Annotated in this window: 1 protein-coding gene; it reads right to left on the bottom strand. The window is 75.3% G+C overall.

All coding sequences use genetic code 11. From position 1 onward, the window contains the following. Window positions 1-63: 63 nt before the first annotated feature. Window positions 64-18,147 (bottom strand): type I polyketide synthase, encoded by an 18,084-nt coding sequence (locus tag DVH02_RS35880; protein WP_233517990.1) that lies wholly within the window; start codon window positions 18,145-18,147, stop codon window positions 64-66. Window positions 18,148-18,335: the final 188 nt, after the last annotated feature.

Below are 18,335 nucleotides of genomic sequence, written 5' to 3'. Positions count from 1 at the left end.
TGTCACTTTCTTGAATCCGGCGGAGCCGGGGCATGGGGTGCGTGCGGAGAACCGGCGGGGTGCTCACAGATCCCCCAGCTCACGGTCGATCAGGTCGAAGAGGTCGCCCGCGGTCTCGACCTCGTCGAGTTCCATGTCCGGCGCGGCGAAGGCGGCGGCCACCGGCGCGACGGGCTCGCCCTGCCAGCGGGAGAGCAGTTCGCGCAGCCGGGCGGTGACCTTCCCGCGGTCCTCGTCGGCCACGTCGGCGTCCCGCAGGGCGTTGTCCAGGCGGTCCATGTCGCCGAGGAGCGCCTGCGCGGTACCGGGCGCCTCGGGCAGGGACAGGCTGCTGAGCAGGTACCGGGACTGGGCGAGGGTGGTCGGGTAGTCGAAGACCAGGGTGGCGGGCAGCCGCAGACCGGTGGCCGCGCCGAGCCGGTTGCGCAGCTCGACCGCGGTCAGCGAGTCGAAGCCCAGTTCCTTGAAGGTCTGTTCGGGGTCGATCTCGGCCGCCGAGCCGTGTCCGAGTACCGCGGCGGCCTGTTCGGTGACCACGTCGAGGAGCAGCTGCTCGCGGTCGGGGGCGGGCAGCGGAGCCAGCCGGTCGGCCAGGGATTGCGGTGCCTGGGTGACGGGCGCCGTCCCGGCGGCCGTGGCGCGGCGCCGGGCGGGGGCCCGCACCAGACCGCGCAGGAGTACGGGCAGCGCGTCGTGGTGTTCGCGCAGGGCGGCCGGGTCCAGCTCCATCGGCAGCAGCGCGGCCCGGTCGCCGCCGGACGCGGCGTCGAACAGGCGCATGCCGTTGTCGGGCCCGAGCGGGACCATGCCGGTACGGGCGTGCCGTTCGCGGTCGGCGTCGCCCAGTTCTCCGGTCATGCCTGCCTCGGGCAGCCAGGTGCCCCAGGCGAGGGAGACCGCGGGCAGGCCCTGGGCGCGCCGGTACTGGGCGAAGGCGTCCAGGAAGGCGTTGGCGGCCGAGTAGTTGGCCTGGCCCGCGCCCCCGAACGTGCCGGCGACCGAGGAGAAGATCACGAACCGGGCGAGGTCGAGGTCGCGGGTCAGTTCGTGCAGCGCGACCACGGCGTCCGCCTTGGGGCGCAGTGCGCGGGCCAGCCGGTCCGGTGTCATCGAGGACAGCACGCCGTCGGCGAGGACACCCGCGGTGTGTACGACGGCCGTCAGCGGCCGGTCGGCGGGGATGCCCGCGAGGAGCGCGGCGAGCGCGGCGCGGTCGGCCACGTCGCAGGCGGCGACGGTGACGTCCGCTCCCAGCTCGGCGAGTTCGTCGCGCAGCGCGCTCGCGCCGGGCGCGTCGGCGCCGCGCCGCCCCGCGATCAGCAGGTGCCGTACGCCGTGCTCGGCGACGAGGTGACGGGCGGTGACGCGGCCGAGCCCGCCGAGCCCGCCGGTGAGCAGGACGGTGCCTGCCGGGTCGAGTGCGGTCGGCAGCGTCAGGACGGCCTTGCCCGTGTGCGGTTCCCGGCCGACCGAGCGGAACGCCTCGGGCGCCCGTCGGACGTCCCAGACGGCCATCGGCAGCGGCCCCAGCGCGCCGCGCCCGAACAGGTCCGCCAGCTCGGCGAGGATCTCGCCGAGCCGTCCGGGTCCGGCCTCGGTCAGGTCGCAGACCCGCCGGGCGGTGCGGGGGCGCGGCGCGGCCTGTCCGGGGTCGCGTCCATCGCTCTCGCCCGTCTCCAGGAACCGGCCGCCGGGCGCCAGCAGGCGCAGGGAGGCGTCCGAGAACTCCCGGGGCAGGGAGTCGAGGACGATGTCGAAGCCGCGTCCGTCGGTGGCGGCGCGCAGTGGCTCCTCGAAGCCGGTGTCCCGGGAGGAGGCGATATGGGCGTCGTCGAGGCCCGCCGCCCGCAGCGTGTCCCACGCGGTGGGCGACGCCGTGCCGTACACCTCGGCGCCGAGGTGCCGGGCGAGCTGGACGGCCGCCGCGCCGACGGGGCCCGCCGCCGCGTGCACGAGGACGCTCTCGCCGGGCTTGAGCCCTCCCAGGTCGACCAGGGCGTGGTAGGCGGTGAGGTGGGCGACGGGTACGGTCGCCGCCTCGGCGAAGCTCCAGCCCTTCGGGATCCGGACGAGCATGGGGGCGTCGGCCACCGCGACGGGGCCGAAGGCACCGGTGAACAGGCCCATCACCCGGTCGCCGGGGACCAGGCCGGTCACGTCGGTGCCGGTCTCGGTGACCACTCCGGCGCCTTCCAGGCCGAGCGCGGTGGCGTCGCCGGGGTGTGTGCCGAGCGCGGTGCGCAGGTCGCCGGGGTTGACACCGGCGGCGCGCATCGAGAGGCGCACCTGGTCGGGGCCGAGCGCGTCCTCCCCGGTCTCGGCGCGGGCCGCGAGGCGCAGGCCGTCGAGGCTGCCGGGTCGTGCCACGCCGAGCCGCCAGGCGTCGGTGTCGGCGGGCGGCACGAGGGTGCCTTCCGCGCTCATCGGGACGATGCGCGGCGTGCACACCGTCCCCTCGCGCACGGCGAGTTCGTACGCGGTGTCGCCGAGCACGACGGGCAGGGCCGCCGCGGAGGCGTCGCTGCCGTCGCTCTCCGCGAGGACGAACCGGCCGGGGTTCTCGGCGCGGGCGGCTCGCACCAGCCCCCAGACGGCGGCCTGTGCGGGATCGGCCGGCCGGGGGCCCGCCGGGACGGCGCCCCGGGTGACGACGGCGAGCCGGGCGTGCGCGAACGCGGGTTCGCTCACCCAGCGCTGGAGGACGGCGAGCGTCTCGGTGAGGATGTCGCGGTTGGCGTCGGCGAGGGCGCCCGGTGCGTTGTGCGGGACGCGCGCCGCGCCGGGTACGGCGTACAGGACGGTGTCCGGCACGTCGTCGGTCTCCGCGAGGGAGCTGAGGCCGGGGACCGTTCGGACGGTGTGCCCGGCGGCCCGCAGGGTGGCGGCCAGTGCCGCCGCCTCGTCCGTGCCGACGAGCGTCCACGCGGTGGCTGTTACGTCCACCGTGTCGGTGGCCGCCGCTGCCCGCGGCTGCCAGTCGAGTTCGTACAGCCCCTGCCGGTCGGGGGCGCCGATGGTGGAGCCCGCCAGGTCACCGGTCAGCTCGCGCAGGGTGAGTGAGCCGACCGAGCCGACCGGGCGGCCCGTCGGGTCGGCCAGCGCGAGGCCGATGGCCTCCGGGCCCTCCTGGACCATCCGCAGCCGCAGCGCGGAGGCGCCGACGGCGTCCAGGCGCACATCGCTCCAGGAGAACGGCAGCCGTCCCGCGTCCTTCATGGGCACGAACATCACGGCGTGCAGCGCGGCGTCGAGCAGGGCCGGGTGCAGGCCGAAGGCGTCGGCCGCGGGCGTGGCGTCCGCGGGCAGCCCGACTTCGGCGAACACCTCCTCGCCACGCGTCCAGACCCGGGTCAGCCCCTGGAACAGCGGGCCGTAGAGGTGGCCCCGGTCGGCGAACGCCTCGTAGAAGCCGTCGAGCGGTACCTCCGTACCGCCCTCGGGCGGCCAGGCGGTGAAGTCGTACGCGGCGGGGGCGGGTTCGGCGGGTGCGGTGAGCAGACCGCTGACGTACGGCGTCCACGGTGTGCCGGGTTCGGCCGCGTCGGGCCGGCCGTGCACGGTCAGCGGACGGGCGCCCGTGGCGTCCGGCGCCTCGACCCGCACCTGGATCTGCACACCGCCCTGGGCGGGCAGCGACAGCGGGGCCAGGATCGTCAGTTCCGCGACCTGCTCACAGCCGGTCAGGGCACCCGCGTGCAGGGCCAGGTCGAGGAAGCCGGTGGCCGGGAAGAGCGCGGTGCTGGTGAGCGCGTGGTCCTTGAGCCAGGGGCTGCTGCCGAGGGCGAGCCTGCCGGTGAGGACGTGGACGTCGCCGTCGGCCAGTTCCACGGCCGCGCCCAGCAGCGGATGGCTGCTGGCCTCCAGGCCCGCGGACGTCACGTCGCCGAACGACACGGGCGGCTTCGGCCAGAACCGGCGGCGCTGGAAGGGGTACGTGGGCAGTTCCACGGTGCGCGCCCCGGTGCCGTCGAACAGGCGTGGCCAGTCCACCGGCAGGCCGCGCGTGAACGCGCGGGCGACAGCGTCGAGGAGGGTCCCCGGTTCGGCACGGTCCTTGCGGAGCAGGGGCGCGAAGAGCGCGGCCCCGGCGTCCGGCAGGCAGCTCTGCGCCATCGCGACGAGCGTCCCGTCGGGACCGATCTCCAGGAACCGGTCGGCGCCGCGCTCGGCGAGCCAGCGGACACCGTCGGCGAAGCGGACGGCCTGCCGTACGTGGCGCACCCAGTACTCCGGGTCCTGCAACTCCCCGGTCGCGGCGCCGCGTCCGGTGACGTGGGAGACCACCGCCATGCGCGGCGCCTCGTAGGTGATGCCCGCGGCGACCTCGCGGAAGGCGTCGAGCATCGGTTCCATGAGCGGCGAGTGGAAGGCGTGGCTGACCCGCAGCCGGGTGGTGCGCCGCCCGTCGGCGGCGAGCCGCGCGGCGATGTCGCCGACCACGTCCTCGGCGCCGGAGACGACCACGGAACGCGGCCCGTTCACGGCGGCGATGCCCGCGTCCGGGTGTCCCGCCAGGAGGGCGGCCACCTCTTCCTCGCTCGCCTCCACGGCGAACATGGCGCCGCCGGAGGGGAGTTCCTGCATCATCCCGGCGCGCGCGGCGACCAGGGCGCAGGCGTCGCCGAGGGAGAACACACCGGCGACGTGGGCGGCGGCTATCTCCCCGATGGAGTGGCCCGCGACGAAGTCCGGGCGCACCCCCCACGACTCCAGCAGCCGGAAGAGGGCCACTTCGACGGCGAACAGCGCGGGCTGTGTCCAGGCGGTGCGGTTCAGCTGTTCGGTGTCCTCGCCGAGGACGAGGTCGCGCAGTTCCTCGCCAAAGTGGGCGCAGACGGCGTCGAACGCGTCGGCGTAGGCGGGGAACGCCGCGTAGAGCCCCCGTCCCATGCCCGCGCGCTGGGCGCCCTGGCCGGAGAAGAGGAAGGCGGTCCTGCCGTCACCGCGGTGCACCCCGGTGACGGTGCCCGGTCCGCTCTCGCCGGAGGCGAGCAGGCGCAGCCCGTCGGTGAGGGCGGCGCGGTCGGTGCCGAGGACGACGGCGCGGTGTTCGAAGGCGGCGCGGGTCGCGGCGAGGGAGAGACCGAGGTCCGCCGGAGCGGTGTCCGGGGCCGTCTCCAGATGGTCGAGGAGCTGGGCGGCCTGGGCGCGCAGGGCGTCCTGGCCCCGGCCCGTGACGACCCACGGAACGTACGCGCCGTCCGCGCCCGCGTCCGTGTCTGCGCCCGCGTCCGCGCCCGCGTCCGTGTCCGCGTCCCCGTCCGCGTCCGCCGCGACGGGCACCACCCCTGCCTCCGGGTCACCGGCGCCGGACGCCTCGGCGACAGGCGCGTCGGCGTCGGCATCGGCATCGGCATCGGCGTCGGACGGTTCGGGGACGTCCTCCAGGATGACATGCGCGTTGGTGCCGCTGATGCCGAAGGACGACACGCCCGCACGCCGCGGGCGCTCCCCCGCGGAAGGCCACTCCCGCGCCTCCCTCAGCAGCTCCACGCCGCCGACCGACCAGTCCACGTGGGACGACGGCTCGTCGACGTGCAACGTCGCAGGAAGCACACCGCGCCGCAGCGCCTCCACCATCTTGATCACACCCGCCACACCGGCACCCGCCTGCGTGTGGCCGATGTTCGACTTCACGGACCCCAGCCACAGCGGGCTGCCGTCCGCGCGCTCCTGCCCGTAGGTCGCCAGCAGCGCCTGCGCCTCGATCGGGTCGCCGAGCTTCGTCCCCGTACCGTGCGCCTCCACCACGTCCACGCCCGACGCCGGCACACCGGCATCGGCCAGCGCGGCGCGGATCACGCGCTGCTGCGCCGGACCGCTGGGCGCGCTCAGACCGTTCGAGGCGCCGTCCTGGTTCACCGCCGAGCCCGCCACCACGGCCAGCACCGGATGTCCCAGACGCCGCGCGTCCGAGAGCCGCTCCACCAGCAGCAGACCGCCGCCCTCGGAGAACCCCGTGCCGTCCGCGGCCTCGGCGAACGCCTTGCACCGGCCGTCCGCCGCGAGGCCCTGCTGACGGCTGAAGTCCACGAACAGACCGGGCGAGGCCATGACGGTGATGCCGCCCGCGAGGGCGAGGTCGCACTCCCCCGCGCGCAGGGACTGCGCCGCGAGGTGCAGCGCGACCAGGGACGCGGAGCAGGCGGTGTCGACGGTGACGGCCGGGCCCTCAAGACCGAAGGTGTAGGAGAGACGGCCGGAGACGACGCTGGCGGCGTTGCCGGTCAGCATGTAGCCCTCGAAGTCCTCGCCGGAGGCGGCCAGCATCCCGGTGTAGTCCTGGCCGTTGGTACCGGCGAACACACCGGTCCTGCTGCCGCGCAACGACCCCGGATCGATCCCCGCGCGCTCGAACGTCTCCCACGCCACCTCCAGCAGCAACCGCTGCTGCGGATCCATGGCCACCGCCTCGCGGGGCGAGATGTTGAAGAACGCGGGGTCGAAGCCGCCCGCGTCGTCGAGGAATCCGCCGGTCCGGGTGGCGACGGTGCCGGTGCTCCCGGGCTCGGAGCGGTGCAGGACGTCGAGGTCCCAGCCGCGGTCCTCGGGGAAGGGGACGAGGCCCTCCTCGCCGTCCAGCAGCATCCGCCACAGCTGTTCGGGGGTACGGATGTCGCCGGGGAACCGGCAGCCCATGGCGACCACGGCGATCGGGTCGTCCCCACCGGCGCGGACGGGCGCCCGGCCGGGCGCGGAGTGCTCGGCGGTCGCGGTGTCGTCGGCGACCTGGGTGACCAGGAATCCGGCGAGCGCCCGGCAGTTGGGGTGGTCGAAGACGAGGGTGCTGGGCAGGCGCAGGCCGGTGATCCGGTTCATGCCGTTGCGCACTTCGACGGCGCTGAGCGAGTCGATGCCCAGGTCGGTGAAGGGCCGGTCCGGTTCGACGGCGTCGGCCGAGGGGTGTCCGAGGACGCTCGCGACGTGTCCGCGCACGATCTCCAGGACGGCGTCGGCCCGTTCGTACGCGGGCAGCCCGGCCAGGTGGGCGTGGAGCGAGGACGTGTCGGTGGGGGCCGTCGACGCTTCCTGCCGTGCGGCTGCCAGCACGCCGCGGGCCACGGGCAGTTCGTCCAGCAGGTGGCTGGGCCGGGGGGCCGTGAAGGACAGCGCGTAGCTGTCCCAGCGCAGGTCGGTGACGGCGACGTGGGTGTCACCGAGGTCGAGCGCGCGCCCGAGGGCCGCGCAGGCGGACGCGGTGTCCATGGGGTGGACCCCGTAGCGGCGCATCCGGGCCCCGGCCGCGTCCCCCACCATGCCGCCGTCGGCCCACAGGCCCCAGGAGATGGCCGTGGCGGTGAGTCCTGCCGCCCGCCGTTCGGCGGCGAGGGCGTCGAGGTAGGCGTTGCCGGGGGCGTAGTTGCCCAGTCCGGCGCCGCCCAGGACGCCCGCGGTGGAGGAGAACAGGACGAAGGCGGAGAGGCCGAGGTCACGGGTGAGGTCGTGCAGGGCCCTGGCGGCGGCGGCCTTGCCGCGCAGGATGGGTCCCATACGGTCGATGTCGAGCGAGTCGACCACACCGTCGTCGAGGGCTCCGGCCGCGTGGAACACCGCGTCCAGGGGGTGGTCCGCGGGGATCGCGGCGAGCAGCGCGGCCAGCGCGGTCCGGTCGGACACGTCGCAGGCGGCGAGCGTGACGTCGACTCCGCGGGCGGCGAGTTCGTCCCGCAGACCGGTGGCGCCGGGCGCGTCGGCGCCGCGTCGGCCGGCCAGCACGAGACGGGTGGCGCCCCGGTCGGCGAGCCAGCGGGCGACGTGGCCGCCGAGGGCGCCCGTGCCGCCGGTGACCAGGACGGTGCCGCGGGGCTGCCAGGGCTCGGCGGGGGTGTCCTGGCCCGGGGCGTGGACAAGCCTGCGGCCGTGGGCGCCGGTGGCGCGCAGCGCGATCTGGTCCTCCTGGCCGGGGTCGGCGAGGACGGCGGCCAGGCGGGTGGCGGAGCGGGCGTCGAGGTCGGCGGGCAGGTCGATCAGACCGCCCCAGCGCTCGGTGTGTTCCATGGCCGCGACCCGGCCGAAGCCCCAGACGAGAGCCTGGGCGGCGTCCGGCGCGGGGTCCGCGCCGCCGATGGCGACGGCGCCGCGTGTCGCGCACCAGAGGGGTGCCTCGATGCCGCGGTCGCCGAGCGCCTGGACCAGGGCGAGGGTGGCGGCGAGTCCGAGCGGGACGGCCGGCTGAGCGGGGTGGTCGCGGGTGTCGAGGGCGAGCAGGGAGAGCACCCCTTCGACGCGTCCGGTCTCCTCCTCGGCGGGCAGGAGTCCGGCGAGCGCGGCACGGTCGGCGGCGCCCTCGGGCAGGGCGATCCGCAGGACCGTGCGGGCGCCGCCCTCGGTGAGCGCGTCGGCGACCGTGTCGGCGACGGCGGTGTGTCCTGCCGCGTCGGCGGGGACGAGCAGCAGCCAGGTTCCGGTGAGGGTGGCCGTGCCGGTGTTCAGCGGGGTGAAGGCGACGCGGTAGCGCCACGCGTCGGTGGTGGCCCGCTCGCGGCCGGCGTGCCGCCAGCCGGCCAGCGCGGGCAGCACGCTGCTGAGCGGAGCGTCGGCGGGCAGGTCGAGGGCGTCCGTGAGGCTTTCGAGGTCTTCCTGTTCGACGGTCTGCCAGAAGCGGGCCTCGACGGAGTCGGGCGTGAGGCCGCCGTCGGCGGCGAGTCCGGCGGCGACCGCCTCGCGCATGCTCGGCCAGTAGCGCTGCTGCTCGAACGGGTACGTCGGCAGGTCGGTGCGGGTGGCGCCGGTGCCGTCGAAGACGGTCTCGAAGTCCACGGCGACGCCGTGCACATGGGCGTCGGCGAGCGCGCCGAGGAACTGTTCGAGGTTGCCCCGCTCGCGGCGCAGCGAGCCGAGGACGGCGCCGTCCGCGCCGGCCGCTTCGAGGGTGTCGCGCAGGCCGACGGCGAGGACGGGGTGCGGTCCGACCTCGATGAAGGTGCGGTGTCCCGCGGCGATCAGGCCCCGTACGGCCTCTTCGAAGCGGACGGTCTCGCGCAGGTTGGCGTACCAGTAGTCGGCGCCGGGTCCCGCGGTGTCGAGCCAGTCTCCGGTGAGGGAGGAGCGGAAGGGGATGTCCGCCTCGCGCGGGGTGATGCCGTCCAGGGCGGCGAGGACGGTGTCGCGGATCGCCTCGACCTGCGGGGAGTGCGACCCGTAGTCGACGTTGACCTTGCGGGCCCGGATGCCGTCATCGGTGAGGGCGGTGTGCAGTTCGTCCAGCGCTCCGGCCTCGCCGGAGACGACGACGGACGCGGGGCCGTTGACGGCCGCGACGGCGAGTCGGTCCGCCCAGGGTGCCAGGCGCGCGCGGGTGTCGTCGGCGGACAGCGGTACGGACATCATGCCGCCGGTTCCGGCGATGCGGGTGATGGCCCGGCTGCGCAGGGCGACGACGCGGGCGCCGTCCTCCAGGCTCAGGGCTCCGGCGACGCAGGCGGCCGCGATCTCGCCCTGGGAGTGGCCGACGACGGCGGCGGGACGGACGCCGTGCGCGCGCCACAGGCCGGCGGTGGCCACCATGACGGCCCACAGGGCGGGCTGGACGACGTCGACGCGGCCGAGGTCGGCGGCGTTCTCCTCGTCGCGCAGCACCGCCGCGAGCGACCAGTCGACGTGCGGGGCGAGTGCCCGCTCGCAGCGGTCGATCCAGTCGGCGAACACCGGTGACTCGTCGAGCAGTTCGCGGGCCATTCCCGCCCATTGGGCGCCCTGTCCCGGGAAGACCAGGACGGGTTCCGTGCCGCCGGGCACAGCGGTGGCCGTCAGCGCGGCGGCGGTCAGCGGGCCGTCGGCGGCGAGTTCGGCGAGGGCCTCGCCGAGCCGGTCCGTGTCGGCGGCGAGGACCGCGGCGCGGTGGTCGAAGTCGGCCCGTCCGACGGCGAGGGTGTAGCCGAGGTCGGCGAGCGGTGTGCCGGGCCTGGCCCGCAGGTGGGCGCGGAGCCGGACCGCCTGGGCGCGCAGCGCGGCGGGCGTGCGGGCGGACAGCAGTACGGGTACGGCGGGCAGCGTGGCGCGGGCGGCGGGGAGTGCCGGTGCGTCGGGTGCCTGTTCGACGATGACGTGGGCGTTGGTGCCGCTCATGCCGAAGGAGGAGACGCCCGCGCGGCGGGCGCGGCCGGTGTCCGGCCAGGTCTGTTCCTCGCTGAGCAGCCGGACCTGTCCGGCGCTCCAGTCGACGTGCGGGGTCGGGGTGCCGGCGTACAGGGTGCGGGGCAGTACGCCCGCGCGCATGGCCATCACCATCTTGATGACACCGCCGACGCCGGCGGCGGCCTGGCTGTGCCCGATGTTGGACTTCAGCGCGCCCAGCCACAGGGGCCGGTCCTCGTCGCGGTCCTGGCCGTAGGCGGCGATGAGCGCCTGGGCTTCGATGGGGTCGCCGAGGGTGGTGCCGGTGCCGTGCGCCTCGACGGCGTCCACGTCCCGCGGGGAGAGCCCGCCCTGGGCCAGCGCCTGCCGGATGACCCGCTGCTGCGAGGGGCCGTTGGGGGCGGTGAGGCCGTTGGAGGCGCCGTCCTGGTTGAGGGCCGAGCCGCGGATGACGGCGAGGACCTGATGGCCGTTGCGGCGGGCGTCGGAGAGCCGTTCGAGGACGATCATGCCGACGCCCTCGGCCCAGCTGGCGCCGTCGGCGTCGGCGGAGAAGGGCTTGCAGCGGCCGTCCTCCGCCAGCGCGCGCTGGCGGCTGAACTCGATGAGCGAGCCGGGTGTCGACATGACGGTGACGCCTCCGGCCAGCGCGAGTTCGCACTCGCCCTGGCGCAGCGCCTGGGCGGCCAGGTGCAGCGCGACGAGGGAGGAGGAGCAGGCGGTGTCGACGGAGACGGCGGGGCCCTCCAGGCCGAGCGCGTAGGAGATACGGCCGGACAGCACGCTGGGCGAGTTGCCGGTGCCGACGTAGCCCTCGAAGTTGTCGTCGGAGGCCGCGAGGATCGTCACGTAGTCCTGGTAGGTGACACCGGCGAAGACGCCGGTGGCCGAGCCGCGGGCGGTGGCCGGGTCGACGCCCGCGCGCTCCAGGGCCTCCCAGGACACTTCGAGGAGCAGCCGCTGCTGGGGGTCCATGGCGAGGGCCTCGCGCGGGCTGATCGAGAAGAACGCGGGGTCGAAGCGGCTGGCGTCGTGCAGGAAGCCGCCTTCCTTGGTGTAGACGGTGCCGGGGTGGTCCGGGTCGGGGTGGTAGAGGCGCTCCGGGTTCCAGTTGCGGTCCGTGGGCAGCGGCGAGATGCCGTCCGCTCCGGCGCGCACGAGGTCCCACAGGTCCTCGGGTCCGGCGATGCCGCCGGGGTAGCGGCAGGCCATGCCGACGACGGCGATCGGGTCGTCGTCGACGGCGCGGCGCCGGGCGGCGGGTACGCCCGTGTTCGCGGTGCCGAACAGGTCGTCGGCGAGGTGGCGGGCGAGCACGGCCGGTGTGGGGTGGTCGAAGACGAGGGTGGCGGGCAGGGTGACGCCGAGGGCGGTGCTGAGCCCGTTGCGCAGTTCGACGGCGGTCAGGGAGGTGAGGCCGAGGTCGGTGAAGGGCCTGGCCGGTTCGACCTCTTGGGGGCCGCTGTGGCCGAGCACGGCCGCGACCCGGTCCCTGACGGTGGCGAGGAGTGTGCGTTCGCGTTCGGCGGCGGGCCGGTCGGCGAGCCGTTCCAGCAGGCTGCCGGGGGGCTGGGTGCGGGCGGCGGAGCGGCGGCGGGCCGGTTCCGCGGCGGGCGCGCTCTCCTGGCTCGCGGCGCGCTCCGGGTCGGTGGTGGACGTGTCCGGGGTGGCGGCCGGCGCGGACACGCGCCGCAGCAGCAGGGAGCCGATGGTCAGGACGGGGTCGCCGACGGCGTCGGCGGCGGCGAGGGACAGCGTGTCCGCCGCGCTACGCGCCAGGCGGACGCGGAGTGTCGTGGCGCCGGTGGCGAACAGCCGGACCTGCCCCGCGGAGAACAGCACCCGGCCTTCGCCGAGGCCGTCGAAGACACCGAGCCCGAGCGGCTGCAGGGCGGCGTCCAGCAGGGCGGGGTGCAGGTCGTGGCGGCCCGCTTCGGCCGTGGCGGACTCCGCGAGTGTGACCTCGGCGTACACCGCGGTGTCGTCCTGCCAGGCGGCCGACAGCGCCTGGAAGACGGGACCGTAGTCGAGGCCCGCCTCCCGCAGCCTGGCGTAGAGACCCTCGGTGTCGAGTTCCTCGGCGCCGGGCGGCGGCCAGGCGGAGAAGTCGTGGGCGGGCTCGGGTTCGGTCTCGGCCGTGAGGGCGCCGACGGCGTGCCGGGTCCACGCGGCGGTGGTGGCGGCCGAGGGCCGCGCGTACACGGCGAAGGCGCGATCGCCACGGGCGTCGGGCGCGTCCACCCGGATCTGCAGGGCGACGCCGTCGTGCTCGGGCAGCGCCAGCGGGCGTTCCAGGACGAGTTCGCGTACCTGCGGCCGGCCGACCCGGCCTCCGGCGGCGAGGGCGAGTTCGACGAAGGCGGTGCTCGGGACGACGGCCGAGCCGCCGATGCGGTGCGCGGCGAGCCAGCTCGCGGTACGGGTGGAGAGCCGGCCGGTGAGCAGCACGGATTCGTCCACGGCGGAGGGGACGACCGCGCCGAGCAGGGGGTGGTCGGCGGGCACGAGTCCGGCGGCGGCCGGGTCGCCCGCCGCGGTGCCCGCCTCGATCCAGTACGGCCGGTGCTGGAAGGCGTAGGTGGGCAGTTCGACGGGGCGGGCGCCGGGCGCGGTGGCGTCGAGCACGGCGCGCCGGTCGACGGGGGCGCCGTGGGCGTGCAGCGCGCCGACGGCGCTCAGCAGCGTCTGCGCCTCGTCGCGGTCGTCTCGCAGCGTGGCCGCGGCGGTCGGCGCGGCGCCCTGCCAGGAGGACTGGGCCAGGGCGGTGAGGGTGGTGTCGGGGCCGAGTTCGACGAGGTGGACGACGCCCCGCTCCTCCAGGGTGGCGACTCCGTCGGCGAACCGTACGGCGTGCCGTACGTGCCGTACCCAGTACTCGGCGTCCGTCAGTTCGCCGGGGCCGACGATCCGGCCGGTGAGGTCCGAGACGATCGGGAGGGTCGGCTCGGCGTATTCGAGGGACGCCGCCACGGTGCGGAAGGCGTCGAGCATGGGATCCATGTGCGGCGAGTGGAAGGCGTGGCCGACCCGCAGCCGGGTGGTCTTGCGTCCCAGCCCCGCGAAGTGCGCGGCGACGGCGAGAGCCGCGTCCTCGTCGCCGGAGAGGGTCAAGGACCGGGGGCCGTTGACGGCCGCGACCCCGAGGACGTCCTGCCGTCCGGCGAGCAGCGGCAGTACCTCGTCCTCGGTCGCCTGGAGGGCGATCATCGCCCCGCCTTCGGGCAGTTCCTGCATGAGCCTGCCGCGCGCGGCGACCAGCCGGCAGGCGTCGGGCAGCGTGAGCACCCCGGCGACGTGCGCGGCGGCGATCTCGCCCACGGAGTGGCCGATGAGGTGGGTGGGCCGTACCCCGAACGACTCCAGGAGCCGGAAGAGGGCCACCTCCAGCGCGAACAGGGCGGGCTGGGCGTACTCGGTGCGGTTCAGGGTGTTCGCGTCGTCGTCGCGCACGACCTCGGCGAGGGGGCGGGCGAGCAGTCCTTCGAAGTGCCCGCAGACGGTGTCGAAGGCGTCCGCGTACGCGGGGAACGCGTCGTGGAGCCCGCGGCCCATTCCGGGACGCTGGGTGCCCTGTCCCGCGAACAGGAAGGCGACACCGCCGGTGCGCAGGGTGTCCCCGGTGAGTACGGCGGGGCTCGACGCGCCTTCGGCGAGTGCGCCGAGCCCGGCCAGCAGCGCGGCACGGCCGGTGCCGGTCACGACCGCGCGGTGTTCGAGCGGCGCGCGGGTGAGGGCGAGGGCGTGGGCGACGTCGGCGACGCTCAGTGCGGGACGCTGTTCGAGGTGGGCGAGGAGCCGGGCCGCCTGGTCGCGCAGGGCAGGTGCGCTGCGCGCGCCGAGGAGCCACGACAGGGTGGCGCGCTCCCGGTCCCTGCCGTCGGGCGCGGGTGTGCCCGCCGCGTCCTCGGTGGCGGGCTCGGCGAGGATGACGTGCGCGTTGGTGCCGGAGACGCCGAACGCGGAGACACCGGCGCGCCGGGTGCGGTCGCCGGCCGGCCAGTCGACCGCCTCGTCCAGCAGGCGGACCTGCCCGGCGGCCCAGTCGACGCGGGAGGAGGGGCGGTCCGCGTGCAGCGTGGCGGGCAGTGCGCCGTTGCGCAGCGCGAGGACCATCTTGATGATGCCGACGGCGCCGGCCGCGGCCTGTGTGTGGCCCAGGTTGGACTTGACGGAGCCGAGCCACAGGGGCTGGTTCTCGACGCGGTCCTGGCCGTACACCGCCAGCAGCGCCTGGGCTTCGATGGGGTCGCCGAGGGTGGTGCCTGTGCCGTGCGCCTCGACGGCGTCGACGTCCCGCGGGGAGAGTCCCGCCTGTGCCAGCGCCTGCCGGATGACGCGCTGCTGCGAGGGCCCGTTGGGTGCGGTCAGGCCGTTGGAGGCGCCGTCCTGGTTGACGGCGGTCCCTGCCACGACGGCCAGCACGTGGTGGCCGTTGCGGCGGGCGTCGGACTGCCGTTCCACGACGAGGACGCCCACGCCCTCGGCCCAGCCGGTGCCGTCGGCGTCGTCGGAGAACGCCTTGCACCGGCCGTCGGGGGCGAGTCCGCCCTGGAGGCTGAACTCGACGAAGGCGCCGGGGTCGGCCATGACGGTGACGCCGCCGACCAGCGCGAGATCGCTCTCCCCGGAGCGCAGCGACTGCGCGGCCAGGTGCAGGGCGACCAGCGAGGAGGAGCAGGCGGTGTCGATGGAGACGGCCGGTCCCTCCAGCCCGAGCGCGTAGGAGATGCGGCCGGAGACGACGCTGCCCGCCTGGCCGGTCAGCAGGTGTCCGCCGAGTCCCTCGGGGACCTCGGAGAGACCGGTGGCGTAGCCGGAGCTGCCTGCTCCGACGAAGACTCCGGTGCGTGACGCCTTCAGGGCGGAGGGGTCGATCCCGGCGGACTCCAGCGCCTCCCAGGACGTCTCCAGTACGAGCCGCTGCTGCGGGTCGAGCGCCTGGGCCTCGCGGGGGCTGATGCCGAAGAACGCGGCGTCGAAGGCGGAAGCCCGTGTCAGGAAGCCGCCGGAACCGGTGTCACTGGCCGCCAGCAGGGAGGCCAGGTCCCAGCCGCGGTCCTCGGGGAACCCTCCGATGGTGTCCGCTCCCGCGGCCAGCAGTTCCCACAGCTGGTCGGGTCCTTCGATGCCGCCGGGCAGCCGGCAGCCCATGCCGACGATGACGACGGGGTCGGTGTCGATGGCGCGCACCGGCACCTCGTGCCGGTCTGCCGTGCCGCCGAACAGCGTGTCCCTGAGGTGTTCGGCGACGGCGAGCGGGGTGGGGTGGTCGAAGACGAGGGTGGAGGGCAGTGGGATGCCGGTTTCCGCGGTGAGGCCGTTGCGCAGCTCGACCGCGGTGAGCGAGTCGAAGCCCATCTCGCGGAAGGCGCGTCCGACGGTCACGGCGGCGGGGTCGGTGTGGCCGAGTACGGTGGCGGCGCAGCGGCACACCAGGGCGGTCAGTGCCTCGTCGCGCTCCCGCGCGCCGAGCGGGGCGAGGCGTTCGCGCAGCGCGGCGCCCGACCGTGTCGCGGCGCCGTCCGGGGCCGTCACCGCGGCCGTGTCGGTCAGGACCGCGAGCAGGGGGCTGGGGCGGCCGGTGGTGAAGGCGGGCGCGAACCGGTCCCAGTCCACGTCGGCCACGACCACGGTCGTGTCCCGGGCGGCCAGGGCGCGTTCGAGCGCGGAGAGCGCGGCGGCGGGGTCCAGCGGTCGCAGACCTCGGCGGATCAGCAGTTCCGCGGCCTCTTCGTCGGCGGCCATGCCCGTCTCGCCCCAGGGGCCCCAGGCCACGGAGGTGCCGGGCAGGCCCCGGGCGCGACGGCGCTCCACGAGGGCGTCGAGGTGGGCGTTGGCGGCGGCGTACGCGGCCTGTCCGCCGCTGCCCCAGACACCGGCGATCGAGGAGAACGTCACGAACGCCGACAGCTCCTGGCCGCGGGTCAGTTCGTCGAGGTGGTCGGCGGCCTCGGCCTTGGCCCGTACGACGGCGGCGAGCCGGTCCGGGGTGTACGCGGCGATCACGTCGTCGTCGAGCACGCCCGCGCAGTGCAGCACCGCTGTCACGGGGTGCTCGTCGAGCAGGCGCTCGACCGCGCTCCGGTCGCCCATGTCGCAGGCGACGACGGTCACGCGCGCGCCGAGCCGGTCGAGTTCCGTGCGCAGTTCGTCCGCGCCGGGCGCCTCGGGGCCGCGTCGGCTGGTCAGGACCAGCTCGCGCGCGCCGTGCTCGACCGCCCAGCGCGCGACGCGCGCGCCGAGGGCTCCGGTGCCGCCGGTGATCAGAACACGCTCGGGAGCCGTCCACCGCTGTGCGGCGGCGGGGGCGGGGGCGGGTACGAGCCTGCGGGCGTACGCGTCGGCGCCGCGTACGGCGACCTGGTCCTCTTCGGCGGCGCCGAGCAGCGTGACGGTGCGGGCGAGCGCGCGCCGGTCGGGCCGGGCGGGCAGGTCGAGCAGACCTCCCCAGGTGTCGGGGTGTTCGAGCGCGGCGACGCGGCCGAGCCCCCAGACGGAGGCCGGGCCGGGTTCGACGGCTGCCTCGCTGCCCGCTCCTACGGCCACGGCCCCCCGCGTGACGGTCCACAGGGGCGCGGTGAGTCCGGCGTCCTCGTACGCCTGGACGAGCGCGAGGGCGCGGTCCACTCCTGGCAGGCAGGACAGTACGCCGGCGACGGGCGCGCCGTCGGCCGAGGCCGCGCCGAGGAGGGCGCCCAGCGCCGCGCGTCCCGTGTCGGCGCTGTCGCAGACGACGCGCTCGGCTCCGGGCAGGAACTCCTCGATCCCGGGCAGCGCGGGGTCGTCCCCGGCCTGGAGCAGCAGCCACCGGCCGGTGACGGTCCGCTCTCCGCCCGATTCGAGACGCTCCCAGCGGATGCGGTAGCGCCACGCGTCCGTGGTGGTCCGTTCGACCTGGGCGCGTCGCCACGCGGACATCGCCGTCACGACCCGGTCCAGTTCGCCCCGGTCGAGTTCACCGCCGTCGAGACCGAGTACACCGGCGAGTTCGTCGGCTTCGCCGTGTTCGACGGCGCCCCAGAACGCGGCCTCCCCGGTGGTCGAGGCGAGCGCGCTCGCGCCGAGGGCGTCCTGTCGGACCTCGGGCCAGTACCGGGTGCGCTGGAAGGCGTAGGTCGGCAGGGGCGTGGGCCGCGCCCCGGCGAGTACCTCGCCCCAGCCGACCGGGTGCCCGGCGGTGTACAGGGCGGCGAGCGCGGCGAACAGTGTGTCGGCTTCCGGCCGTTCCTTGCGGAGCGTAGGGACGAAGAGCGCGTCGCCGAGGGTGTCGGGCACACAGTTCTGCGCCAGCGCCGTGAGCGTGCCATCCGGACCGATCTCCAGGAAACGCGTCACCCCCTCCCCGACCAACGCCGCCACGCCATCGGCGAACCGCACCGACTCCCGCACATGCCGCACCCAATAATCAGCCGACCCCAACTCCCCGGCCCCGGCGAGCCGACCGGTCACATTCGACACCACCGGAAGCGACGGAACACCATAAACCACACGCTCCGCCACCGACCGGAACTCATCCAGCATCGGCTCCATCAACGGCGAGTGGAAGGCATGACTCACGCGCAGAGCCGTCACCTTCCGGCCCAGACCACGGAAGTGGGCCGCCACCCCCTCCACAGCGGCGGCCTCACCCGACACCACCACCGCGTCGGGCCCGTTGACCGCCGCGACACCCACACGGCCCGCGTCCAGAAGAGGCAACACCTCCTCCTCACGAGCCTGCAACGCCACCATCACACCACCCGCGGGCAACGCCCGCATCAACCGCCCACGCGCCACCACCAGACGGCACGCATCCGGCAACGACCACACCCCCGCCACATACGCGGCCGCGAACTCACCGATCGAATGCCCCATCACCACATCAGGGCGTACTCCGAACGACTCCACCAGACGGAACAACGCGACCTCGACCGCGAACAGCGCGGGCTGCGCCCACTCCGTACCCGCCAACCGCTCCCCGTCCCCGTCCGCGCCGAACACCACCTCACGCAGACCCTCACCCACCAACCCGCACACCTCGTCGAACGCCTCCGCGAACACCGGAAACGCCTCGTACAACCCACGCCCCATACCCAGCCGCTGCGCACCCTGCCCCGAGAACAGGAACCCGGTCCTGCCCCGCCCAGGACCGTGCGGAGTCCCGGCTCACCCAGGGACAGGCTCCTGAGTTCCTCGGCCAGCTCCTGGCGGGTGGCCGCGAGCACGACGGCCCGGTGTTCGAAGGTGGAACGGGTCGTGACCAGCGCACGAGCCATACG

Origin of the sequence: Streptomyces corynorhini, from assembly GCF_003346515.1 — a bacterium.
Classification (GTDB): Bacteria; Actinomycetota; Actinomycetes; order Streptomycetales; family Streptomycetaceae; genus Streptomyces; species Streptomyces corynorhini.
The sequence above is the reverse complement of the archived record's forward strand: the minus strand, read 5'-3'. Positions and strand labels throughout refer to the sequence as shown.